The sequence below is a fragment of the Alistipes sp. i18-0019-D1 genome, from assembly GCF_042852885.1.
In the GTDB taxonomy this organism is placed as follows: domain Bacteria; phylum Bacteroidota; class Bacteroidia; order Bacteroidales; family Rikenellaceae; genus Alistipes.
Window position 1 is genome coordinate 1,393,138 of sequence record NZ_AP031424.1, and the last position, 23,372, is coordinate 1,416,509.

General features: G+C 50.4%; 29 protein-coding genes. 14 read left to right on the forward strand and 15 right to left on the reverse strand.

Annotation, left to right across the window (positions count from 1 at the left end; genetic code table 11):
- Positions 1 to 80: 80 nt before the first annotated feature.
- Both ACGHP5_RS05705 and ACGHP5_RS05710 read right to left on the reverse strand, forming a co-directional pair.
- Positions 81 to 266 (reverse strand): hypothetical protein, encoded by a 186-nt coding sequence (locus ACGHP5_RS05705; protein ID WP_004293597.1) that lies wholly within the window; start codon positions 264 to 266, stop codon positions 81 to 83.
- A gap of 11 nt (positions 267 to 277) precedes the next feature.
- Positions 278 to 634 carry a hypothetical protein gene (locus tag ACGHP5_RS05710; protein WP_008860783.1) on the reverse strand — a complete coding sequence of 119 codons (357 nt, stop codon included), beginning with the start codon at positions 632 to 634 and terminating at the stop codon, positions 278 to 280.
- Between the two features lie 224 nt (positions 635 to 858).
- Between ACGHP5_RS05710 and ACGHP5_RS05715 the strand changes: the two genes are divergently transcribed.
- From ACGHP5_RS05715 to ACGHP5_RS05725, 3 genes are read left to right on the forward strand one after another with little or no spacing between them, the layout of a single operon-like run.
- Complete coding sequence (locus ACGHP5_RS05715) at positions 859 to 1,836, forward strand: hypothetical protein (RefSeq protein WP_004303975.1); 978 nt, start codon at positions 859 to 861, stop codon at positions 1,834 to 1,836.
- Complete coding sequence (locus ACGHP5_RS05720; protein ID WP_008142932.1) at positions 1,830 to 2,612, forward strand: hypothetical protein; 783 nt, start codon at positions 1,830 to 1,832, stop codon at positions 2,610 to 2,612. Before ACGHP5_RS05715 ends, ACGHP5_RS05720 begins: the two co-directional genes overlap by 7 nt.
- On the forward strand, positions 2,609 to 3,373 hold the full coding sequence (locus tag ACGHP5_RS05725) for a metallophosphoesterase (protein ID WP_004293601.1): 765 nt from the start codon (positions 2,609 to 2,611) through the stop codon (positions 3,371 to 3,373). The genes ACGHP5_RS05720 and ACGHP5_RS05725 overlap by 4 nt, the downstream gene beginning before the upstream one ends.
- A gap of 84 nt (positions 3,374 to 3,457) precedes the next feature.
- On the opposite strand, the gene ACGHP5_RS05730 is transcribed toward ACGHP5_RS05725, so the two are convergent.
- The 10 genes from ACGHP5_RS05730 to ACGHP5_RS05775 all read right to left on the reverse strand — a co-directional run bounded on the left by ACGHP5_RS05730 (position 3,458) and on the right by ACGHP5_RS05775 (position 12,330).
- Entirely contained in the window at positions 3,458 to 3,949 is a 492-nt protein-coding gene (locus ACGHP5_RS05730) for a DNA N-6-adenine-methyltransferase (RefSeq protein ID WP_004293602.1), read from the reverse strand.
- Positions 3,950 to 3,955: 6 nt separating this feature from the next.
- Complete coding sequence (locus tag ACGHP5_RS05735) at positions 3,956 to 4,411, reverse strand: hypothetical protein (RefSeq protein WP_004293603.1); 456 nt, start codon at positions 4,409 to 4,411, stop codon at positions 3,956 to 3,958.
- Positions 4,412 to 4,414: 3 nt separating this feature from the next.
- On the reverse strand, positions 4,415 to 5,767 hold the full coding sequence (locus ACGHP5_RS05740) for a DUF2586 family protein (RefSeq protein WP_004303973.1): 1,353 nt from the start codon (positions 5,765 to 5,767) through the stop codon (positions 4,415 to 4,417).
- Positions 5,767 to 6,114, reverse strand: coding sequence for a hypothetical protein (locus ACGHP5_RS05745; protein WP_004293605.1), 348 nt, complete (start codon positions 6,112 to 6,114; stop codon positions 5,767 to 5,769). The genes ACGHP5_RS05740 and ACGHP5_RS05745 overlap by 1 nt, the downstream gene beginning before the upstream one ends.
- Positions 6,115 to 6,189: 75 nt before the next feature.
- Positions 6,190 to 7,239 (reverse strand): hypothetical protein, encoded by a 1,050-nt coding sequence (locus ACGHP5_RS05750; protein WP_004293606.1) that lies wholly within the window; start codon positions 7,237 to 7,239, stop codon positions 6,190 to 6,192.
- A gap of 126 nt (positions 7,240 to 7,365) precedes the next feature.
- The gene (locus tag ACGHP5_RS05755) at positions 7,366 to 8,604 is read right to left on the reverse strand and encodes an ATP-dependent Clp protease proteolytic subunit (RefSeq protein WP_004293607.1); all 1,239 of its coding nucleotides are present in this window, start codon (positions 8,602 to 8,604) and stop codon (positions 7,366 to 7,368) included.
- 283 nt (positions 8,605 to 8,887) lie between these two features.
- Positions 8,888 to 9,592, reverse strand: a complete 705-nt coding sequence (locus ACGHP5_RS05760) for a hypothetical protein (RefSeq protein ID WP_004293608.1) — start codon at positions 9,590 to 9,592, stop codon at positions 8,888 to 8,890.
- Positions 9,589 to 10,167 carry a hypothetical protein gene (locus ACGHP5_RS05765; protein WP_008860784.1) on the reverse strand — a complete coding sequence of 193 codons (579 nt, stop codon included), beginning with the start codon at positions 10,165 to 10,167 and terminating at the stop codon, positions 9,589 to 9,591. The genes ACGHP5_RS05760 and ACGHP5_RS05765 overlap by 4 nt, the downstream gene beginning before the upstream one ends.
- Positions 10,148 to 10,783 (reverse strand): phage minor head protein, encoded by a 636-nt coding sequence (locus tag ACGHP5_RS05770; protein WP_008142943.1) that lies wholly within the window; start codon positions 10,781 to 10,783, stop codon positions 10,148 to 10,150. Before ACGHP5_RS05770 ends, ACGHP5_RS05765 begins: the two co-directional genes overlap by 20 nt.
- A gap of 224 nt (positions 10,784 to 11,007) precedes the next feature.
- Positions 11,008 to 12,330 (reverse strand): DUF935 family protein, encoded by a 1,323-nt coding sequence (locus tag ACGHP5_RS05775; protein ID WP_117513720.1) that lies wholly within the window; start codon positions 12,328 to 12,330, stop codon positions 11,008 to 11,010.
- Positions 12,331 to 12,618: 288 nt separating this feature from the next.
- Between ACGHP5_RS05775 and ACGHP5_RS05780 the strand changes: the two genes are divergently transcribed.
- The 6 genes from ACGHP5_RS05780 (at position 12,619) to ACGHP5_RS05805 (ending at position 15,806) form a co-directional block, all read left to right on the forward strand.
- On the forward strand, positions 12,619 to 13,071 hold the full coding sequence (locus ACGHP5_RS05780; RefSeq protein WP_004293612.1) for a hypothetical protein: 453 nt from the start codon (positions 12,619 to 12,621) through the stop codon (positions 13,069 to 13,071).
- Positions 13,072 to 13,081: 10 nt separating this feature from the next.
- On the forward strand, positions 13,082 to 13,420 hold the full coding sequence (locus ACGHP5_RS05785; RefSeq protein WP_117513722.1) for a hypothetical protein: 339 nt from the start codon (positions 13,082 to 13,084) through the stop codon (positions 13,418 to 13,420).
- The gene (locus ACGHP5_RS05790) at positions 13,407 to 14,540 is read left to right on the forward strand and encodes a phage antirepressor KilAC domain-containing protein (RefSeq protein WP_004303966.1); all 1,134 of its coding nucleotides are present in this window, start codon (positions 13,407 to 13,409) and stop codon (positions 14,538 to 14,540) included. The genes ACGHP5_RS05785 and ACGHP5_RS05790 overlap by 14 nt, the downstream gene beginning before the upstream one ends.
- A gap of 2 nt (positions 14,541 to 14,542) precedes the next feature.
- Positions 14,543 to 14,980 (forward strand): hypothetical protein, encoded by a 438-nt coding sequence (locus ACGHP5_RS05795; protein ID WP_004293615.1) that lies wholly within the window; start codon positions 14,543 to 14,545, stop codon positions 14,978 to 14,980.
- A gap of 156 nt (positions 14,981 to 15,136) precedes the next feature.
- Complete coding sequence (locus ACGHP5_RS05800; protein WP_004293616.1) at positions 15,137 to 15,376, forward strand: hypothetical protein; 240 nt, start codon at positions 15,137 to 15,139, stop codon at positions 15,374 to 15,376.
- Positions 15,363 to 15,806, forward strand: a complete 444-nt coding sequence (locus tag ACGHP5_RS05805) for a hypothetical protein (RefSeq protein ID WP_004293617.1) — start codon at positions 15,363 to 15,365, stop codon at positions 15,804 to 15,806. The genes ACGHP5_RS05800 and ACGHP5_RS05805 overlap by 14 nt, the downstream gene beginning before the upstream one ends.
- A 151-nt stretch (positions 15,807 to 15,957) precedes the next feature.
- Here the strand turns inward: ACGHP5_RS05805 and ACGHP5_RS05810 are convergent, their stop codons facing one another.
- The 3 genes from ACGHP5_RS05810 to ACGHP5_RS05820 all read right to left on the reverse strand — a co-directional run bounded on the left by ACGHP5_RS05810 (position 15,958) and on the right by ACGHP5_RS05820 (position 19,138).
- Complete coding sequence (locus ACGHP5_RS05810; RefSeq protein WP_004293618.1) at positions 15,958 to 16,590, reverse strand: RloB family protein; 633 nt, start codon at positions 16,588 to 16,590, stop codon at positions 15,958 to 15,960.
- A complete protein-coding gene (locus ACGHP5_RS05815) occupies positions 16,565 to 17,812 on the reverse strand; it encodes an ATP/GTP-binding protein (RefSeq protein WP_004293619.1) in 1,248 nt (415 codons plus the stop codon). Before ACGHP5_RS05815 ends, ACGHP5_RS05810 begins: the two co-directional genes overlap by 26 nt.
- Positions 17,813 to 18,346: 534 nt before the next feature.
- Positions 18,347 to 19,138, reverse strand: coding sequence for a hypothetical protein (locus tag ACGHP5_RS05820; RefSeq protein WP_004293621.1), 792 nt, complete (start codon positions 19,136 to 19,138; stop codon positions 18,347 to 18,349).
- Between the two features lie 1,923 nt (positions 19,139 to 21,061).
- Here ACGHP5_RS05820 and ACGHP5_RS05825 point away from each other — a divergent pair.
- The 5 genes from ACGHP5_RS05825 (at position 21,062) to ACGHP5_RS05845 (ending at position 23,370) form a co-directional block, all read left to right on the forward strand.
- The gene (locus ACGHP5_RS05825) at positions 21,062 to 21,634 is read left to right on the forward strand and encodes a hypothetical protein (RefSeq protein WP_004293623.1); all 573 of its coding nucleotides are present in this window, start codon (positions 21,062 to 21,064) and stop codon (positions 21,632 to 21,634) included.
- A gap of 167 nt (positions 21,635 to 21,801) precedes the next feature.
- Complete coding sequence (locus ACGHP5_RS05830) at positions 21,802 to 22,071, forward strand: hypothetical protein (RefSeq protein WP_008143004.1); 270 nt, start codon at positions 21,802 to 21,804, stop codon at positions 22,069 to 22,071.
- A gap of 270 nt (positions 22,072 to 22,341) precedes the next feature.
- Positions 22,342 to 22,734, forward strand: coding sequence for a hypothetical protein (locus tag ACGHP5_RS05835; RefSeq protein ID WP_004303960.1), 393 nt, complete (start codon positions 22,342 to 22,344; stop codon positions 22,732 to 22,734).
- A gap of 16 nt (positions 22,735 to 22,750) precedes the next feature.
- Positions 22,751 to 23,008 carry a hypothetical protein gene (locus ACGHP5_RS05840; RefSeq protein ID WP_004303959.1) on the forward strand — a complete coding sequence of 86 codons (258 nt, stop codon included), beginning with the start codon at positions 22,751 to 22,753 and terminating at the stop codon, positions 23,006 to 23,008.
- 149 nt (positions 23,009 to 23,157) lie between these two features.
- On the forward strand, positions 23,158 to 23,370 hold the full coding sequence (locus tag ACGHP5_RS05845) for a hypothetical protein (RefSeq protein ID WP_004293628.1): 213 nt from the start codon (positions 23,158 to 23,160) through the stop codon (positions 23,368 to 23,370).
- Positions 23,371 to 23,372: the final 2 nt, after the last annotated feature.

Consider the following 23,372-nt stretch of genomic DNA (forward strand, 5'->3'; position numbering starts at 1 on the left):
GCGTTAAAAGAATAGTCTTTCCGCAAGGGCGGAGATTATGAAACGAAGGCCGCCGCAAACCGGAAGCTTACGGCGGCAGGTCAAGGAGTCCTCTCCGGCAATGACATCGGAACGGGCATACGGCTGATGAGCATCTGCTCGTGCAGCCACAACGCCTCTTCGGAAAGCATCGCGAACTCCTCGTCGGAAATCGTGTCGAGGTTGACGCCGGGAAAGTAGTGGCGGACATAGATCATCCGCTGGCGGATGCGCTGCTCGTCGGTCACTACCCACCGGCTTATAAGTTTACCAGGACACTCTGGCGGGTGGTGATCAGCTCGGAAAGCTGTCCCATCAGACCGAACAGGAAGAGCGACTCGTCGTCCACGAGTTCCTTATCTCCGTCCACGAAGCAGTCGCGGGCCAACGTGCGCATGGCGATTACCTCGTCCTTTTTGGAAGCGGCCATGAATTTGCTGAACTGCGGAAAGCTCGGTTCGGACATGTAGGCCACATAAATCTCTTTCTCGCCGTTTGCGGTGTCTCCGAAAACGACCATCGGACAAATCTTGCGGAGTTTCTTCTCCTCTTTCAGTTTGAGGGCTTTTTCCTTGATCTTGATCTCCTGTTCCAATGAAAGCATTTTTTCGTCCATATCGAATTTGTTTTGATTCACCGAAAGAGTAGGACAAAGAATCGTGGAAAGGTTGAAGACACGGTTCTTATTCACTTGTAATCCATATGTTATACAAAAAACTTCTTTGCTCCTGATATTCCCAGATCAGTCTTTAAAGGAAATTTCGCTGAATATATTTCATATATTTCTTTGATATATAGTATATAATCGTTAATTTTGCATATTCTCAAACATAAATGATTATGTGCAAAATAGATGATTTTATAGATGTGACAAGCCGGTACATCGCTGAATTGCTTGATTTGAGGGCGGACATCAGGCCGGTCGAAAAGGATGTCTTGCATACATTCCCAGCCAACATTACTGCCGGTTATACATTTTGTACGGCTAACTTGTTGGGGCATGACGTAGTTCTTCTGTATAGTGCAGACAGTTCTGCATATACTCCGGGGCAGATGCGGAAACAAAAAGAACTGGTTGAGCGAAAAGCCCAATGCCCGGTAATATTTGTATTGCGTACAGTGGCGGCCTATAATGTACGGCGTCTTGTCAGACATCGTGTAAATTTCATCATACCGCAAAAGCAAATGTTCATACCGGATTTGTTGATAGATTTGAAACCGCATAAAAATAATATCGGGGGAGGTGAAGAAACGCAGATTCCTGCAATTGCCCAATGCATAATCCTTTATCATCTTGAAGTAAAGTCTCTCGAAGGGAAAGGAACTTATGATATTGCAGATCTTTTCAACGTGTCGTATGCCAATGTAAACCGGGCGGTCAGATGGCTGAAAGATAAAGAAGTTATCGCTTTATCCGGCGGCAAGACAAAGAGTATGATATTTCAGTTCAAAAAGCGTGAATTATGGGACAGGATGTTGCCGTTCCTGGCGAACCCCATCGAGCGGATTGTATATACCGATAGTCTGCCTGATGAAGTATTTTGTATTAGTGGAGTAAATGCCTTGTCGGAATATTCAATGCTGAACAAGGAAAAAAATGACACTTATGCCATTGCAAAAGAAGAAGCTCGACGGTTGCAAATCCGGACAGACAAGGAATATGGCGAGACCCGCATAGAGATATGGCGTTACAATCCATGTTTTTTCTCAAAAAACGGCATTGTAGACAAATTGTCTTTATTTCTGGCCATGAAGGATATGGATGATGAACGCATTCAAATAGAATTGGAAACTATGATAAATAATATGATATGGTAAGAGGAATTGATAAATTCAGGGAGTTTTTCACCGGATATGAAGGAAACTATGTCATCATAGGTGGTACTGCCTGTGAAATGCATGAAGAAATATATGCACAAACTCCAAGGGCGACCAAGGACATAGACATTATACTGATTGTGGAGGCGCTGTCTTCGGATTTTGCTGCAAAATTCTGGGAGTTTGTAAAAACCGCAGGGTACAGACAAAGGAATAAGGGAACCGGGAACGGGGAATGCAGGCATGAATATTACAGGTTCAAGGAACCGGGAAATCCGGATTTCCCGTATCAGATAGAACTCTTTTCACGAAATATCGGGGTTGTCAAATTCCCGGACGATGCCCACATTACCCCCATTCCGGTTGATGATGACCTGTCAAGTCTGTCAGCCATTTTGATGGATGATGACTATTATTATTATACCATTGAACACAGCACGTTGGAGGAGGGCGTACATATTGCGAACATTGAAAGTCTTATCTGTCTGAAATGCAGGGCCTATTTAGAAATGACCGAGCGGAAAAGCAATGGAGAACAAGTGGACAGCAAACATATCGTCAAGCACAAGAAAGATGTATTCCGGCTGGTTGCCATGCTTGCTCCTGCCGACACCTACGAAGTTCCTGATTCGCTTAAACAAGATGTTGACAGGTTTTGCCTGGCTGTCAAAGAAGAAGTGCCAAACTCTGATTTTTTCAAATCGGCAGGACTTAAAAGCATTTCCGGAGAACAGTTATTGGAACAACTTGAAGCCAATTTCATAACACAACAATGAGAATCCAATACGCATCCGACCTGCATCTCGAGTTTCGGGAGAACAGCAGTTTTTTGAAGCACAACCCGCTGGCTGTTGCCGGAGAAGTGCTTGTCCTTGCCGGAGATATAGGATATATCGGAGATGAGAACTACTCCAGACATCCGTTCTGGGACTGGGCTTCCGGAAATTACAGCCGGGTCATCGTGGTTCCCGGAAACCACGAGTTTTACAAGATGTTCGACATAGACAAGCTGTATAACGGCTGGTCGCTCAAAATCAGGGAAAACATCACCTGCCACTATAATGCCGTTATCCCATTGGGTAACGATATAGAATTGATCGCTACCACACTGTGGTCACATATCCTGTTGCAGGATGCCTATGAAACTGAGGCAGCCATCACAGATTTCCGCAGGATGCGTTACGGCAGCGAACCGCTGGACTGGACAAGGTTCAATGACGAACATTCGCGCTGTTTCCGTTTTCTGGAACAGAGCGTAAAACAAAGTACTGCCAGACATCTCATTGTCGCCACTCATCATGTACCGTCATTCGAACTGATGGCGCCGGAGTTCAAGGGCAGTCCGCTCAATGGGGCATTTACCGTGGAGCTTGGCGGTTTCATTGCAGACAGCCCGATTGAATACTGGATATATGGCCACTCGCACCGCAATATCAATAAGGTCATCGGAAACACCCGGTGCATATGCAACCAGTTGGGCTATGTGTTCAGTAACGAGCATACGTCATTCGATAAGGAAGCGCATATTTCGATTTAAGTCTGCCATACATAAATCCCGTCTGTCAGCCAAGGTCAATATCCGGCAAACAGACGGGTTATTATGTAACAAATTTATGGTTGACTATTGAAGTCGTGGCTTCACCAACTTCCCGTCGATACCGCATGTTTCCAGAACCGCGGTATTTTCTTTGTTGAAGGCGATCAGGCATGACGGCGCTCCGGCCGTACCACCCTGTTCCCCCGTAACATGGTAAAAACTGAGCCGTCCCTTGATAAAGAGTATTGAATCGGCGTTTGGGAATATCAGTTCGTGGAACAGGCGCGTGTCCGTGCGGGCAAAAGTGAGCGCGACGGCATTCCTGTGTTCGACACACCTGCGGATAAACCGGACAATCAGTGCAGTGTCATAGGGAGGATTGCAGAACACACGTCCGAACCAGGGTTGTTGCAGGCCGTCATCCTCAATGGTATAGTGATGTCGCGCCGTATCCCATGGGCGGTTTACGGGCGAACACGGATCCAAATCGAACGGCCCCAGCCTCCGAAGCAGGCAGGGAGGCGTGAGCCATTCGTTCTTTCCGGTAGAAGATTTCCCCTCGAAAGTTACATCCATGACAGCTTAGATTGTATCACCCGAGCCGATTTGGATATCGAACGGGTTGAGATCGAATTCATGGGTGATATTGGTATCATCCTGCTGTGACTCGAGACAATCCTCCGTGAAGATGCAACCTTTGAGCGTTACGGTCGTCGTTGTCCAGTCCTCGCCGGCCATCGGGTTGGCAAAGCTGATAATCAGGTCGAACTCGCCGATTTCGAGCAGCGAGCCGTACACCGAACGCAACAGCTGTTGCGTGGCATAGTCCATCGTGATGCTCGCCGTATAGGTAATGTTCCCGAACCCCCTCGACACCGGCCGTCCTCCCATGCCGTAGTTACTTTCGACCTTGCGCTTCTTCGACCATTTGATGGCCGACACGCCTTCAAGGGTCGTGGAACCTTCATCGATTCCCAGGGCGGTCGATGACAGGGTTATCATCGACCACGAGTATGCTACATTGTTGATTATTGCCATATGCTATGTCTTATTTGCGGTTAATGACAGTCCTTCCTCTACATAAATCTTCACGGCCACGCCCACCGGGACAAGGACATAGGAGATGCGCAGCGTGTCGTCCACCAACACGTTCTGGTTCGGGTCGATAGTGACGGCGTATCCTGAAATTTCCTGCGCCGCCTGCATCTTGGCCAGTATATCCCCGATGAGTGTCTTGAAAGCTGTAATCTTCGACGGGGCGAGGAACCCGGTTGAAGGATTGACCATCAGCGGTGAGTTCACATACGGCAGCAGGGCTGCACGCACGGCACGGCGGCTCTTGTTGATGGTGCGGTTCCGGGCAATGGTACGGAAATCCCCATGTGAGCATGTCTGGTCTTTCGAGATGTAGATCCCGTTCTCGCGGCCGGCATACTTGATGGGAAAAATATACCCCTTATCGTCGAGTTCGTCCAGCAGTGACGGGGAGAGTGACTCGTACCGGTTCAGGCTGAGGAAGTTCTCCTCTGCCTCGTCGAGGTTGATGTCCCCGAACCCCAACTCTATTTCCTGGAAATCGTCCGCGAAGAGATTGAACTGCTTGACCCATGCGATGGATTCGTGCACGTTGGCCTTTGCTATGGCTCCCATAACCGCTCCCAAAAATCCCACGGGCGTATGGTTCCTGTTGCACATCTGCATCGTGGAGATCTTTTCGTGATGCGCCTGGCCGAATATACAGCTGATACGGCTTGATTCACAGATGCATGAAGGTATTTTATTCAGGTCAATCTGACGCCCCTCAGTCGTATCCGCCCCCGTATTGGAAGGATTGGCGGAAAGGATGAGCGAGAGCGGCTGGTTCTGCTCCGCAAGCCCCACGGCCACGTCGTTGAGCCCCTTTACCAGATTGAGGTTGTATTGTTCCGATGCGCCGTTCGCTTTCCACAGCGGCTGTTCCGTCCATATGCCTATCTGGTTGATCATACCCCCGGCAGCACGCTGCATGATTTCCAGCGCATCCCAGTTCGCCGAACAGTCCGCGAACATCACGTAGAGTTTTCCTGAACCGCCCGGATTGCCGGACATGCGGAAAAATTCACGGATATGGTATGCCGGGATGCCGTGCAGGAAATTGACATTCATCTCCTCCTCGTCGGTTGCCTCCACACGTTCGATGATACCGAAGTCGTTCACGGCGGACTTGAACGAGGTGATGTAGCAGACATCGCCAGGCTTGAGCCTGGTCTCATTGGTTTTACCATACCCCTCCGTGAAAAGCGTCGGCTGGAGGGACACGTCGAACAGCAGTCCCGTCACCTTCTCGCCCGACGAGCCGGTATCGTAAGGAATATTGCCGTCCACATCCTTGATAAATACATTACCGAGTGCCATTATGATTTCTTTTTAAGTTCGTTGTAGAAAGGATTCCTGTAGAGTACGGCCTTGCCCCTGATGGCGGCCGCCGTGTCCGGCGCATAGGTTCCTCCGTGCGTGTCGATGTACAGCGACGGATATGCCGGGAACTTTTTCAACAGGGACAGGATGTGAGGCTCTGTCGTCTCCTCCGACCCTGCATTCCCTTTCCCCGCGGTCTTGGCCGGCAGCCTGTCTTCAGTCTCGCCGCCTGTCCCGAGGTTTTCCGATGCCGTTTCCGGAACGGGCACCGCCTGAGCCTCCGGTGCAGGAATATTATTGTTGTCTGTCTGCGGAGTTTCCTCCGTGTTGATTTTCTTTGCCATAACAGTAGAATGAAAATGGGGAACGGGGCCTTGCCTCCGCTCCCCGGGTGGATATTGAGAATGAAGAAAGGTGTGTTATTCGCTCTTCTTGTAGGCGGTATGGACCACGATCTCCGCCGGGCGGACGATGTTCACGTCCATTTTCATGCGCATCTGGAAAAAGAACAGCTCGGAGTTGGCCTGCAGACGGTCGATTTTCAGGATGTCCGTGTCGTTCGCGTAATCCACCCCCATCCACAGGTTGGAGTCCATGCCGGTGGAGAACTCGCCGAGCACCATCGTGTGTTCGGGGATTCCCACGACCGGGACGATGCGCTTGCCCTTGAAGCGATAGCGGTTGACCTCGGTATTCTCGGAATACTTGACCTGCTTGTCCGAGATATATTGGTCATACGCGTCCCAGGCGTCCCATCCGACCACAAAGGTCAGAGATGTCTTCTTTCGGATCTGCTTCGGACATTTCCTCCACATCGCATAGAGCGCCGCCTCCACCGCGGCCCCGTCCGTCAGCTCGGTCGTTCCCGAAATGATGCACTGCCCTCCGGCAACCACCTCGGCATCGGAGGAGTTCACATTGTCGAGGATCCGTTTGATGACCCCGTCAAAATATTTCTCCTTGTTGGCTCCGATTTTCGTGCAGCCTTCCGGTGCGGTAATCTTGGCCACCGTCTCTCCTCCGCGGGCGGAAGTCCAGATGGCGTTTCCGATATACTCGTTTTTCTTGTCCATAAGGAGACGGAGCATCGTCGCCTGGATTTTCGGGTCGAGCTCGCGGAACACGAGATTGCCTTCCGGCTGCGCGAAACGCCAGTACTTCTCGTAGTCCCTCGGGTTAAACTCGAGATAGACCATAAAATCGGACGGCTCAAGATGGCGTTCGGTGAACTGGTACTCGTTCGTGCCGTCATCGCCCTTGGCTCCGTGGATGGGTTGTGGGGTCGGCACGTTGTCCTGGATAATGTTGCCCAGCTTGATGGCAGGAAGCGTATAGCGGTGCTGGATGCCCGTCTTGATATGAATCAGTCCCTCGCGGACTGTATCATTGCCCTGCACGGTATAGGTCAGCAAGTCCTCAAGTACTTCGCCGCTATACCCGTTTTGAAGAAAGTTTACTGTATCAGCCATTGTCGTTTTAAGTTTTCCGTTGAAGAATGAAACTCGGCCGACTGGCGGATACCTGCTGTTTCCGCGCGAGACACTGCGGTCTCCGGCATGTCAGTTAAAATCGGGCGGACGCCCGCGGATAGTCTGTCAGAGCTTTCGGAACTTGAAATCCGCACCGACCACTTCCGCCACCTTCTCGGCCATCAGCTGTTCGGCGGTCTTTGTCGCTTCCGCCGTGGCCTGGATGTTGGCAGGGTCATCGGCGATTTCCTTCGAGATTTTCTCCCGCGCGGGAATGGAAGCCAGCGTGCTTTCCGCCAACTCGAAGTTGGAACCGGCCATCTCCACCCACTGCGTTTTCGCCTCACGGTCAATCTTGCCTTCTGCAATGGCATTCTCCACCAATGTCTCGATACGGGAAGCCTGCTCGTCCTTCTCTTTCTGCTCGTAGGCGGAAAGGCGTGCCGTCGCTGCGGCCAGGTCTGTCTGCAAGTTCCGGATGGAGGCGTCTTTTCCGGCGATGACGGTCTGCGCGTCGCTCAGTGATTTCTGTATTTCTCTGTATTTGGGTTCCATCGCGGCCAGTTCAGAGATACGTGCCATCACGTCCTTGACCTCACCGTCCTTCATGCCCAGCGAGGCTGCAATCGCCCCGTACTCAAAGCCTTGTGTCTTGTTTTCGTTTGCCATATCGTTTTCCGTTTCTGTAAGAGTAGGTTCAATGCCTTTGAAAGGTTTATTTCCCGCGCTGACACGGCTCATCAGTTCCTGGATGGCGGCCGTATCGGTCAATCCTTCTATCTCGTCATGCACTTTACGGCAAAGCTGCTTCGAGGTATGGATGACATGCTCCGCAGGTATGATGCCGGCCTTGACGGCAGCCTGTGCGTCGAAATAGGTCCCGTCCTTTCCTGCCTGTCCGTCCATGATGGCCCGCACATGCTCCGCTTTCAGGCCGAACCGTTTCCGGTAAATCGTCTCGATCTGTTTGGTAAAAGCCGTTACCATGTCCGACGGTTCCCCTCCGTCATCGTCCGGCAACATCGGGTTATGAATCATCAGTATGGCATAATCACGCATGAGAGAACGCTTGCCCGCCGCCCAGATGATGGAGGCCATCGATGCCGCGACCCCTTCGATGATACATTCCGTATCCACCGTGGCATTGGCGATGGTGGAATAGGTGGACATGCCGTAAAGGACACTGCCGCCCTCCGAGTTGATCAACACGCGGATACAGGAGGGACGGATGATATTTTCCAAAAAGTCGAACTCGTCATTGAAACGTGAGGTCGTCTCTTCCGTCACGCGACCGAAGAAACGGATAACAGCCGGCTGGCCTGCCTTCGCCTCTCCGACGACATATTGAAGTGTGTTCATATCCATATGCAAGGGTTATTTGAACAAGAGTAGGCGGTGGAAAAAGAAAAGGTTTTGCACTGCTATTTATGGAAGTGGAAATATGAGAATCCATCCATTTATGGAAATGCGATTATCTTTACAGTATAATAGATTGTTCAAATTACAGACCGGTTGCAACTATTTGTATCAAGACCGGCATGCTGAACATTCTAAATTCAGCAAGTACAGAAAATGTATCATGAGTCTTGTATTATCTGCTGATTCATGTCTGTTTATACGCAGTGCGGATAAATCTCCTGCATGGATTTCAATTTTCCGATCCAGTATCCGAAAAACCAGATACTTCGTCATGTTCCGGACGCGGATGGAAGCCGTGTCCGCCGCTGTCATGTTGCGGCGCATCGCTGTGTTGGGTGAACGGGGGCATGACCACATACCTTTTTACCCAGTCCCTGTATTTCCACGCGGAAGATTCCCTGAACCATACCTCGTAGTCTATCCAGTACGCCTGCAACATATTGGTTGAAAGCGGCATGTCGAAATAGGTCAGGTTGCACCGCTCGCTCAGCGCCGGCTCATGGTTCTTGGCATCCTGTATGGCTACATTGAGCCGCTGGAAGACCAGAAACGCCTCGCATTCCTTGTCTTCGTCCGCATTGTTGAGCGTATTCAGGATAAACCGCACGCGCATGGTGGCGCGTCCCTCACCGATACGCTGTTGCTGTACCAGGTACCTCACGTTGATAAAGTGGATGAACACGGCAGGGAACACAGTCTCATACTCCGTGTTATCGTCACGGACAATGCGGGCGAACTGGCCGTTGTCGATAGCGACGGTTTTGAACAGGGGCGGCGACAACGGGTCGTCCGGATTCTCCCGCAGGGTCAGGACAGCCCGCTTAACGGCCCGGTATATCTCCACGAAAGGGTTCGCGGAAACTTCTTCAGGCAGGCTCTCCGCCGGTGCCGACGGTTGTGCGGGCTGTGGTGCTGGGTGTTTGTCTTTTATCATAACGGCTGGTGTGGAAATCCTTTAAAAATCATATCTATGAAATGGGCGGCGATATAGTCGTCCGTCTTCGGTGAGAATCCGATGAACTGCCGGTGTACGGGACGGCGCGTGGAATACTGGTTTACCGTGTACAGCCCGAACTTCGGATCGGTATTGTGTATGGCGGCATAATGCCCGTAACGCTCCTTGCTGCGTCCCCGCTTGCCCTTGACTGGAAAGCTCTTTTCCGTAGTCCACATGCAATACCTGGCGCCTTTCCGGAAGATGCGCGTACGGTCCGAACGCCGTCCCACTATGTCTGTCCGGCCGGCTTCCGACTGTATGCTCCGGGCCAGAGTCCCCGTATCGTTCATGAGAGGATGGGTGAACCTCTTTCCCCATTTGGAGGTACGAGGCGCCCATTTGCTACCGTTGAATCCCCCCGAAGCGAATGAGGACACGAACTGCTGCCTGGTATAGTCACCGGCAGCAGTTGCGAAGTCGAATACGTTGAACTCCAGCCGGCTGGCCATGACGCGCGTACTGGTCCTGCTTACCCAGTGGCTGCAAAACTCATCAAGCGTTATCTTGGGCATAGGCGAACTTTCCTTTAATGCGTTTCACAATATCATTCATGTAACCCGGAAGCGGGACGGAGAAATAGCGGTGCGCATCGGAAAAGATACGCCCGCCGGTTGCCAGGCTCTCCCGGAAGACCGGATCCACCTTTTCCAGATAGTCTCCCTTATCCGGCAAAGCCGCCCGGACAGCGGCGAACCCCTCCGCGACCAGAAAGCAGCGGCATCCCCATTCGATCGGCGGTATCAGCTCCGGAGGAAACTCGGATTTGCGGAAGGAAATCCCTTCCAATGAAAGATGCCAGGCACGTACCCGTTCATCGCCTTGTGTCATGTAGGTAAGCACGGTATCCATATCCACCGCCATCCACCATGCGGCCATCGAGGCCGCGAAGAATACCTGGTTGTTCTCTTCCTCCGCATGGACGAGGTTATACCTGCGGCATATCTTTTCGTATGCTTCCATGTCCTGTTCATCCGCTGTCTCGGGCAGTTCCCCGAGCATGGCATACTCCTCTGCCGCGGCAAAATCCACCAGGTTGTCTATAGCTGCAATCAGGATGTCACGCTGCTGCCGTTCCCTCTCTGTTGTAAAGGAGTTGTGATTTTTCAGTATCTCCAATGCCCGGTCCATATCGATTCGCAGACCTGTCAGCGCACGGTCTATGAGGAAAGAGGCACGCAGGGTGATGATGTCCTCTATAATGTCGAGACGTTCCGCGCTGTTCTCCCAATAGAGGATCAGCCTGCGGAATGCATCGAAAATGACACGATACTCCTTTTCCGTATCGGATTCCGTGGTTGCAGATGCCCTGACAGCCCTGAACGGAGCGTTGTCCGGGAGCGGAAGACGGGCTTCTATTCCGCTCCCCGCAGAAAATTTCCGACCTTCGCCCCCCGGGGGCGTCCGTAACGCCGGAAATACTCCTCGTCCGACATGATGCCCCGGTCGTTGTGGCTGAGACCGGATGAGCCGCCTTCGGCTCCGAAACCTAATCCCGGGATAACATTGAGCTGCCGGCCCACATTGATACCGAACTCTTTCTCGATCTCATCGGCCGCCACTTCATATTTGTCCGTGATCAGCGAATAGAGCTTGATGCGGTCCTCGTTGCTCATCTCTATCCGGTTCGAATACCGGAACTCCAATCCTCCGGGGATATACCCGATAGCCACCAGGCGGGGGATTATCTCCTCGTTCATGACGTTTTCGATATACCGACGGTAGACTTCGATACGGTCGCGGAAAATGTCCTGGTGTGCTTTCGTGGAACCCACGTACGACTGCATCCCTCCGGCCATCGACTCGGAGCCGAGCACGAGGTTGGCAACTTCCTTGTTCACAAACTCGATAAGCCCGGTATATATCTTTTCCGAGTTGGACATGGTGAATGTCTTGATATCGACCTCGTCCTCAATGCCGGTAACCACCACCTTGTTCTGTGCCGCGTTGGCTATCTCGTTAGCCAGCCTCTTGCGGTCGGCGTTGCTCTCGCTGACCGTCTTTCCGTGGATAATCGGCTGTCCGTAAGTATGGGAAAAGTTCACATAGTTGGCCACCGTGAATTTCTTGGCCAGTATCAAAGGGGTCGTGGCGGAAAAAAGTCCCAAGTCGCCGGAGTTTACCAGTACATAACAACGGTAATATGCCGGGTCATGTAAATCCCAATGCGGCTCCCACAGTCCCTGCCGCTTCAGTACCGTTTTCTGGTCCGGCAACACATTACGCCGTTCGATGATGTTGACTTCCGCCAGCTTGTCCGTTCTGGGGTCAGTATGCGGCATGATTTCAAGCAGGGTGTACCCGTAGAGCTTGGATTCCACTATGCCCTTGATTATCTTGTCGAACTGCGAACCCTGTATCTTCAGGGAGTTCGCCACGTCCTTGATGTATTTTCCCTTTTCGTTTACACGGGCAAGCATATAGCGGTCGCCGAGAATCTGGCTTTCCAGTGTCTCGACAACGGAACGTATATGAGCGTCCTGTTGCAGGCAGGCTTCATACAGGTCAATGAGCCGGGCGCGGTCATCGAGAATATATCCCGAGCCGGTATCCTGACGGCATGAACGGTAGCGGTTGTTGCGCTCGATTTCGCGGACATACTCCTGAATTGTCTTTTTGGAGGTCTTAAAAATACTCTCCAAGAGTTCCCCGTTAAATGATTTGTCCGATGTAGCCATAATTTTTTTGTTTCTTGTTCAAAGAGTAGAGACAATCCTCAAGAGAGGTTTTTACGGCTAAAAGAATATATGGAGAACGGGACTCTTAATGCTTGATTTACAAACCGAAATATACAACTTAAATATATAGATATTTCGGTTTTATTTATGTTGTAAATATCTTATTATCAGTGATTAACAATTTATTAAAAGTGTAATTTATGTATATATTTATAGTGTATTTCATATTAAAAAGATATATCTTTGCACCACGTTAGATACAAATCCAAGAACAATGAAAAAGAGAACATGAAAGAAGAAAAGATTCCCTGCCGGATAATCCGGTACAGGGAGTTCCCCGATCTGCTTTTCGGAACGTTACGGGAAGACGGACCGGTCTATTTCGACGCGACACGCTTCATCCAGGCCAAAGGAGATGCACGCCGGCATAATGTCCGTGATTTCCGTGTCGCTTTCCATCACTGGGCAACGGCGTTGGCAGACGCCTACGGAATAGACAGGGAAAAGATGATCATCCGTGACGAGGCGTCGGGACACCTGTTAATTGATGAATGTCTGGCTCTATTATTTGTCGTTTACATCGATCCCGCGTTCGGTGTCTACCTTCTGGAGCGCGTGGACGAACTGCTGTCCGGTGGATTTACGGTTTCAGACACTTGGCTGGTACAGGCTGCCGGTCTTAGATTTACAAAGGAGGAATTAACGCAAATTTTAGAACAACATGAGACGCAGCACATTTAAACGACCCAAGATGGTGCTCATCTTCAACGGGGCACAGGTTCTTGTAGCGGTCACGCGCTCGCTGCACAGCGCGGCGGAATTGACAAAAGGCAACTTGCAGGCTATCTCATTCTGTTGCACGGGCAAGTATGTATGCAGCGGCGGATTCTATTTCAGGCATCTGCATCCGGATGTGGAAATCGAGCTGGCCGACCTCGGCACACTGATGCTGAAAGATTATGACGCCCTTTGCGGCGAGAAACGCACGTACTATCCGGTGCGCAAGATGGCACATAAGAGAGCCTTGCTTGAAAACAAACGTAAGTCTGATAACCAAAAGAAAGGAGGAAATACCTATGAGGGAAAATAGGAATGTTCCGTTCCGGGACTGGAACATAAGGGTTTCCCGGAACCATAACGGCCAGCTCCATATCTGCGCCGTGGATATATGCGATATACTCAAGCGGGACGAACTGCTTGAAAACGGCGCCATCGCCCGTGTTTGCCCGACGGCATTGAAAATCAGTTTCCGGAAAAACGGCAGGGAACAGTGGGGTTTCCGTCCCATCGATATGCGTCGGCTTTTACAACTGGTACGCAAGGAGACTATTATACCCCGTGACCTGCTTGATGAATTGGAAGTGTGGGGCAACAAGCTTCTGGAACTGGAAGCCGGGGAGCTGCACGCCGTCCCGCAGGACGACATCGTCATGCACTTCGAGGAAGGGTTCCCCGTCACGTTCCGGCGTGTCGGCGACAAGCTGATGGTCAACGCCACGCAGATCACGATGCACTTCGGGAAAATCCCGTCTGAATGGCTACGCATCGCTTCCACGGATATGCTCCGCAGGGAAATGGCCGGCAACGGACATACCGGGAAATACGAGTCGCAAGTCTTCACCACACGGGGGCGGGGGCACGGTGCGACCTGGTTGGAATCACCGCTTGTCATACCGTTGGCCAGATGGATCGCCCCTGACCTGTCTTTGGCGGAATGGTTGGGCGAGGCTATCGGCAAACTCTCCGTGAAACGAGGGAAGACAATCGTACGCGAACGCCCCAGGGTGGCGGCACCCGGTCTGCCCTGTATGGATTGTCCCATGCCGCAGGATATGGAATCGGCGACGAGACTGATTCTGGAACTGCGGAAGGTGGTGAGTGAATCCCTGCCGAAAATCGTATTCTACGAGGAGTTTATCGAGAACAGGGACTGGTTCAAGAGCACGCGCATCGCTGACGAACTCGGCATATCGCCGCGACAGTTGCACCAGTTCCTTGCCGAAGAGGGCATCTGCAAGTACGAGAAGCGGCAATGGGTGGTCTTTCCTTCCTGCCGGGCCTGGCAATGCGATGTGCCTTACACGTGGGAGAACAGCCGGGGCAAGGTATATACTTTCGGATCCACCAAACGATGGACACAGGCCGGACGGGAGTGTATCATAGAACTGTGGCGCAAGAGGAACCCTGAATACTGCCCACCGGGTGCATAGCGATGGAAACGGCATTACAGCGGATCATCCGCAAGACAGGAAGACGGCCGGTAGAGTGCCGTTGCCGTCTGTGCAGGCAGCAATGCCGGATACCGTGCCTCGGTACGCCGGAAGACATCCTCCGGTTGCTGAAAGCCGGATACAGGGAGCGTCTTGCACCCACTCGGTGGGCGGTAGGCCTGCTGTTAGGAAAAATCCCGTATATCGTGCCGATGGTACAGGCGAAACAGGAAGCAGGCGGGTGCACATTCTTTCAGGACGGACTGTGTGAACTGCATGCGGCAGGGCTCAAGCCCACTGAAGGCAGGTTGTCGCACCATACCATCACCATGGAGAACCTGAAGTTCGGAATGTCGCTCTCGTGGAACGTGGCCAAAGAATGGCTGGACGAGCGGAACTTCGACACGATACGGGAGATTGTCCGGATAATGGGAAAATAGATGAGGGACGGTTTCATGAATGAAGTATCAGTATAACCGGTTGATTCCTCCTTTGCCGATTTCATGGAACCGCCTCTTATTAATTCATACCATTTGCAAACAGTTCGTATTAGTCGCGGCTATCCTTTATCAGGAAAACATTTAAACGCGAATGATATGAAACTGAAAAGCAGAATGACCGTCGGGGAGATGTCGGAACACCTGACGGAACATACCGGCAAGTTCGCCAACCGCGTATCCGTGGGGCGTTACGCCAAAAAACTGGGATACGCCGTGTATAAACCGATGATAAACGGCAGGATATGCCAGTTCTATGTCAATCCGTCGATTAAGGATGACGGGGAAGCGGAAACATTACGGACGAACGAACGCGAAAACGGACATGAAAGGGAATGACGACAAAAGGCAACACGTGATACCGTTTATGAAATGCTTCACCGGGCTGGTCGGCGCGTTCACCCCGGAAGAGGTCATCTTCATGCTGTACATGGCAGACCGTACACGCCTGCGTGAAAAAGGTTACGACACCTTGCGCAGCAAGCGGTACTACATGGAGAACATGGAGATGGGTTCGCGGATTTTCGACAAGTGCGTGGAAAAGACAACGCGTATGGGATTGCTTGAACGGGTGCCGGTCAGCGGGATGTACGATTACCTGTGGCACATGGATTCCTACAACCGGCTTGTAGGGATATTGGCGGAACTTGGAAATCCTTTTTCTACCAGGGCATTCTGTCATCGGATGTTCGATGTGGAAAAAAGGACCGTGGCATCCGTCTCTGACGAAGAGGTCAGCCAATGGAAAGAGAGACACCGAAAAGTTTGAGCGTATCTGTCCACGGAACGTAAATGAATAAAAACAGACGGCATCGTTGTGATTTGCCGTCTGTTTTTGTGTTTTTGCGACATAAAATCCGATAAAACCGGAAGGAGGTGGTAGCCGGGTACAATATTATCCGGGCAAACGACAGAATATGCTAAATATACTTATTCAGTTCTTCCACAAGAAGATGCACCGTTGTCGAAGATTCCGCCTGTGCCGGCGGTATTCCCTCCATTCGGCGCAATACGGCTTTTGCGTTCGTGATGGCCTGAGCCTGTTTACCGCCCAGCTCCCTGAAAACACGACCGCCTGTACCGGCTTCCTTGTTGTAGGAGAAGCCCAACAAGCCGGATAGCTTTGTTTCATATTGATTTCTGTGCATCGGGCCTTGTACCAGGTTATAGTGCAGCAAGAACCAATACTCGAAAGCCTGGTTGCTGTATGCCACCCTCATGCCACCGGCTTCCGCCATACCGATAGCCCGGTTGAAATCCCGATCGGGAAAGTCATCCTTGTCAAATACCACCCAGCACTGGTCATACTCGCGTCCTTTCTTCCGCTCTTCTTCTTTCATCCGTAAAGCCTTTTGGACAAGACCTACCGTATTGAGTCCCTGGCCTACCGCTTTAATATTGGCGGAAGTCAGGCGAAATGCATTGAAATAATCCGGTTCCGTATTTACCCCCTCGCAGATGATCAGGAAGGATTGTTTGACCTCACGGACAAAACTGATACGCCTGAGTGTCCGTGCCGCGCGTGGATCACGCTTGTTCGTCCGTGCTGCCATATTCTTCCTCCCTCAGGTCAAATAACCGTTCAAACTGGCCGATGACAGGGATACCGCCATATTTCCCCATCAGGTACTCCTTTTCGAAAGGTGCACTGTTGCGAACCTTGTATTCCGCCAACGAATAGAGTTCCGAGGCTCCAAACGAATCTTTCTGTGTAAACCAGATCTGATCCCTGCGGAACAGGCTTGCATTAAGCAGGTTGGTGTCATGTGTCGTGAAAATCAACTGTGCATTCCTGGGATTTGTCACTCTGGAATTGAACAGCCCGATGATGCGACTTGTCAACAGAGGGTGCATTTTCGAGTCGAACTCGTCGACAACCAGCCTTTTGCCATGATCCAACGCGTCGATTATAGGATAAGCCAGCGAGAAGTATTTGATCGTACCCTCCGATTCGTTTACGCGGAACGGGAAAGTGACCGTCTTCGTGGCGTTGCCCTCCTCGTCATATTGCTGGTGTGAACTGATGACTGTATTGTCAACCTTGCGTATGTCGTCGATTCCGAAGTCTGCAAACCGGGCAAACTCCACAATACGCCTTTTCATGGACGGATCATCGATCTGGGCTATCGCCATTTCCCAAATCCGCTCGTCGCTGCTGCCAAGAACAATCGTGGTGTTGGCCAACCATCCCATGATTTCCACCGAGACGCTTTCGTTGAACTGTGCTGCCACGGAAAGAAGCAGCGCATTGTCGCGCACCATTTTTTTGGCGACAACCTCTTTGCCGACCGAAAATTTGGGATGCAGTTCATACTCATCGCCGTCACGCAGGAACAGTTCCACCTCCTTTGCCTTGCGCTTGTTGCCCTTTTGATAAAGCCACTCCCGGTGTACACGTTTTTCATCGACTTCGAACCCATAGCGGTATTGGACCGTTTCGTCGGCAAAGACCGCCTCAAAATAACTGGGCTCCTGTTCCGTCCTCCGGTTGAGACGGAAACTTTCCACCCGTATGCTTTCGCCGGACTGCACGCCTTTGGAGGAATTGATGACAAACCATTTGAAGAAATCGAGTGCTTTGACCAGATTCGATTTCCCGCTGGCATTGGCCCCGTAGATGACCGCACTCTTCAGCAAAGAGAGGTTCGTACCTTCAAGCTCAAAAACAATCTCATCGGACCGGGTCTGTTTTTCTTTCAGCGCGGAAGCAGCCAAAGACAAGGTCGCCGGCTCCTTGAACGAAAGGAAATTTTCGACTGTGAACTGAATAATCATATTATATCGCAGTTATATGTAAATTTTATGCAAATATAGGGGATATTTTTCATATATAGATGTTTTATCGGATCTCTTTTTGCGGTTATTTTCCTGCACGTGAAAATCAGACCGTTTTCGTTCTTGCAATGCTGCCCTGCAAAAGGCGACTGCAATTTTCCGAAGCGGCAACATCGGCTTGCGATTCATGCTCCCGATAGTGGAATTTGGGTGGAAAGACGCGAAATTCGCCACATCTTTCCCCTCAATGTGGTACAAATGTACCGTGTATCTGACAGGAGGGGTGTTACAAATGTAGCAACAATACTATAAGTAGTATTATACAAGAAGAAAGAAGAAAGATGTACTTTTTTCTTTGACGCAAAGAAAAAAGATACCAAAAAAGAAACAAATCATGACAGACGGCACGCCGTCTGTTTTTTTGTTTTTTTGAATCGGAAAGTGTTGAAAACGGATAAGATGAGGATTAAAGGACCACTTCCTCCCCAGATACAAGAGAGAGAAACAGAACGAATACCTTATACCGTCACCCTCTTACCGTCTGGCATCCTTGTCGCGGTTCAGCCTTACGACAGAGCGCACGCAGTCACGTACCAGTTCGGCATCCCTCCGCTCCATGAAATAGTTCCCGCATTCCAACCGTTTCCTGTCCGCCGGCCTGTTGTTGTCCCTGCATTCACGGATTTCCAGTATGTCATTCAGGTAATAGTACTTGTCACCGCGTCTGACACGTGTTGCCAGCCGTTCGAGTTCCTTCAGCCGTCCGTTCCATGCAAGCCCTTTCTGGCGTAGAGCATCGGAAAGCCTGCTACGGCCACTGGTTCCGATAGGCAGTATCTGGAGATTCACCGCGTACCCGACTGTTTCATGCAGGGAATAGCGCAGGCTCCCGTCTTCGTCCAGCAGGCAATACAGCACAACACGTCCTTTTGCGTCGATTTCCTTGAAAGCCCCCAGTATTACATGCTCATCCAGGATACTGAGTTTTACCAACTGTCCGTCTTTGGGAGCATAGAGAGATTCCGAACATACACCCCGGCGCTTGTCCCATGCAAGATGGCCTTCGTTCAGCAGGCGTTGGAGGGCAATCTTTTGCTCTGCGCTCGCTTCCCGGCAATCATTCAGAAACATGACCGCGTCATCGGTAACGAGTTCTCTGCCCGCAGTCATCCTTACCGGAACCGACACGCAATTACCCGTGACATCTCCCACAAGTCCGGTTTCCGATGTCCCACCGTTGAAGACGACCATTCCCTTGCGAATGGACGACCCACCCGTGCTGTCTTTCGGAATACTCCCGATTTTCTTCTTATGATATGATTCCATTCTTTCGATTCTTTATCCAGATATTTCCTGTAACAGCAAAATGCCATACTTCATACATAAGTGGATACAATACGGCAAATATACGTATAATTCACCAAAAAGGCAGGTGACTGAACCCCATTTCTTCTGCATTTCCACGGTTTCCTGTATAAAGTCACAAAAACCGTACAAATAAGTCGGAATCCATGTGGATAGCTTCGTTCTGTATATTCTATATGATTAAGGAACAAAACATTACAAGATTGTCCGATTGTGAAAAGCATATCCGAACATACTGAATGACAGGAATACACATCCTCCTTTTCCGTCGTCCAATCCGGTTAAGAACAGTCAATATACCGACGTGTCTCTATATATTTTTTGATGCGTTTTCAGCGTATCTAAAAAACAACTTCAAGCCGGAACCCGGAAATCGTGCAGAAAGTCTGTACACCCGTGAAAATTGAAAGGACAGGCATCCACAAATGAGAATATTTCAAAAATATGGGACATGGTGAACACCAGCACCTTAAGCAACCATGATAAATACAAGTACTTTACTGTATATTTTTTGATACCTGCTTACAGTTTCAATCCGAAAGCCGCATTTTGAGCCATTTTGGAAAACCGGACTTGAAAAAACGGCCCGAGGACAGAGACCGAATCCGCACCCGAGGGTACACCCTCCCTAATCTTTTTATTTTTATTACACCATTGAATATCAATAATTTATTAGGTTTACTTTTGTATAAAGTAAGCCTAAAAACGTCTTTTACATTATCTTTGCTTACAAATTGAAAGTAAAAAAATCTTTTCAGTCCTATTTTATCCATTTTAAGCAGCTAATAATCTGATAATCAATAGACAAAACTGATTTTGATTTTATACATACGTTGAAACGGGGCTTTTTTGATTTTTGCAAAGGAAAAATTTTTTTCAAAGAAAATCATTTTTTCTATTTTATTGATATTCAACTATTTACAAATTCACTTCGCGCGCGTGCGTTCCATATTCGCAAAAAGGCTGTTTTTGGAACGTTCCAAATTTTTTTTCTCAAAAAGTTTTGCAGTTCTGAAAAACGGTTTTATAATAGTCATGTACTCGAAAGCCAAACAAACGGCAAACAAGTACGGAGAAAAACGAATAAAAAAATAGATAGTAAAAAACAGAATTAAAAAACAGAAAAGCAAAGACCGCCGAGAGCGAGAAACAAAAACGGCGTTTACACGAAAGTGAGTTGTTGAGCCGTCAAAGGGTAACACCCGAAACAACACCGTGTGCGTTTAGGTACGCTTAAAGAGTGCGTTAAATAACCACGCTTCGCACGGGGCAATAATACCAGTATTGCCAACCTACGAAAGTAGGGAAATTTATGGAACGGGATAAATCGTATTTATTCCGAGTGCCGGAAATACGTCAAGACTTTTGCAAGTCGCTGGGAGTATTGAGAATACCGCCACTGAAAAGGACGTGCAAGAATAATGCCATAATTGCGCCCTTGTGCGCACGGAGATAAAATGCACGGTAGCGGAAAAACAGTCCGCACGGAGCTTGAGAAAAGAGCATTGCCAATGTTATGCCCATAATCACCAGCCGCCCACCACCTTACTGTTAGCTGCCGGATTGGAAAAGATCCGGAACGTGCCAGAGAAGCGTCTTGCCGAAATTGGAGTAAAGCAGCGCAGAGCCACGACACGATGAGTAGAACTCGTGCAAAGATACGATATGCCGAAAATGCGCTCATTTGGATAGCTCTGCTATGGGGTACGTTTTAAGTGCGACAAAGTTACGAAAAATTTTGCCGTGCAGGGTGAAATGCACGGCAAATTTTTGGGCGCGTGGCAGGAAATGCCACACTTTGCGCTATGGTGCAAAGTTCGGGGTTCGACTCCCCGAGTGCCCGCAATGCGTGATTTTGCGCAGTGTTTCTAAAATTTTATCATTATGGCAACTTCTAAATTGAACAAGGAACAGTATGCAAACATCGGTTCGTTTGCAGGTATCATGTTGGTTTACAACTCTACCAACAAGGACGGTGAACTCGTGCAGACGGCACAGCACTTTTTCGGTGCGGACTTTGAGCCTGCCGACAAGTCGGACAACGAGATTTTCCGTGTGATTAAAAACATGGTCGCAACTATGTGGCACACCATTGCGGAGGAAAAGAAACTGCGTGCCGATGCCGACGGCATACGCTCGAAATTCCGTGCCACAACCCCTGCGGAAATCATCATCTGCGAGAAGTCGGGAAATCGTATCAAGAAGTACGACCTTACCGACAGCGTTTGGGCGCGTATCGGTCTTGTGCCGACCAAAGTAGACCTCGAGAAGTCAAACCGTGATTTCCAAAAGACAATCCATGCCGCTGCAAAGGCTATCCGCAACGCCATGGATTTCGCCCCGAACCTCGCCAGCCTCGAAAAGCCAACCGAGAAAACGACCAAGACCGGCAAGGCTGAAAAGGTGGCGGAACAGCCTGCCGGAACGGTTGCCGACGAAAGCAAAAAGGCGGCATAAGGGCAACGGAGTAACTGAAACCTGCCCGAAAAAGGCAAAAGGACGGCAGGCAGCCCGCTGAACGTGTGGGACTGCCTGCCCTTTTCGTATCTGCCGTCGTAAGCGCGTGTTCTTGTGACGTATGCCACGGATACGCGCTTTTCATTTCGGGCGAAAGCAACTGTAACGTGATAGGCGAAAAGAATTTCCCGGCAAAAAACGGTGCCGGGACTGTACCTCCGCCGCAGGACGGGGAGTACACCGTGGACGACCTGAAGACCGCTCTGGAAGAGTCCGAGCGGTCGCTGCATGATGCCGTCTTCATAGCCCGCCAAGTGTGGGAGAAGGACTGCGATGCCGTGAAGTTCGACATCGACGACCTTGTGCAGATAGAATCGGCATTGCAGGAGATATGCAACATCACCGCAGGAATTGACAGCGGGGACGATGGCGAGTGACATGACGCGCACACGTGCTGCGGAAACTGCGGGGCGTGCGCGCTTTTTCGGGCATTGATATACACTGTGTCAGGATTGCACCCTGAAATGCCCGCACTTTTCTAAAATTCCCTCCGATATGACTTCCTTGCGCCGTGAGGCGTTGTGCCTACCTTGTATATAACACGGTTAAGCACGGTCTGGCGTTCTGCGGAACCGCCTGCCGTGCTTCCGCTGTTATCCTGTGCGGGGAAGCGGAGAACGGATGTGCCAATAATAAAACGAATAAATATGATAGAAGTGTTTGACGCAAAGCGCACCCGCAGTTACGGGTGCTTTGCCAGTTTCAAGGCTGCCACCGATACGCTTGACAGCCTTGCCGCGACGGGACAGCTCGGAAGTGTGCCCGCTGTCAGCGTGGCGGCGTATTGCAGCGGCGTGTTACAACGGGAATATGAAGCGGTGTTTGTCGGTGGGAAATGGCGTGTGCCGAAATCTCCGAAAAGGCGGATGCCGGAAACGAGACCTGCCCGTGGGAGACGTCGGCGGAAATGGTGCAAGGAGTACGCTACGGCGGAGCTGATGTTCCGAGAAGGGTTTCCCGACCATTTGAACCGCAGTTATCCGCTCTCGGCGGACAGCCTGAGACGGTGCAACCGGAAATGCAGAATTTATATGCAATAATAAAAACGCAATGAGTATGAAAACATTAGCAGACGTGAAACGGAAAATGACGCTTGGCTCGAAGTGGCGGTGTGTCCGGCTGTTCGAGGGCGGAAAAGACCTCGGCGTGCGTGAGGTCGGGAAAGTGCAGGGTAATGCCGTGGCATTCCTCAAACCCGACGGGAAACTCTCGTGGCTATGGTGGCCAAAGGCAAAGGACGTGCAGGTGGAAGAAAACGCCTTCACCGTGCTCCAGAACGGAGTGCCCAAGCTCAAGTACATCTATGCCGGATAGGTGTTCCGGAAAAAATCATGCAAAATAATATGAATTAATAACAACTATGGGGGCGGAATGCCCCTATGCTTTTATAAACGGATAAAGAAAATGACAGAAATAACGAGAAAGCAGATATCTGGTCTGCGGGTAAAGATGTATTAACGGCTATGGGAGAGGAACATAGAATCAACGAGATAAAAGGTGTCATCATCAGCCGTGCCCTGCTCAAGGAATACGGGTATGATGGCGATATGCCCACCGACAAACAGATGCAGGTCATCGGCAACGGGTTACTTGAATACTGGGGCGTAAGCGACGGTTTCAAGGAAGCCCTCGCCAGTACAATGGAGAACATGTTCGGTGTAAAAGCAAAAGATTAGGT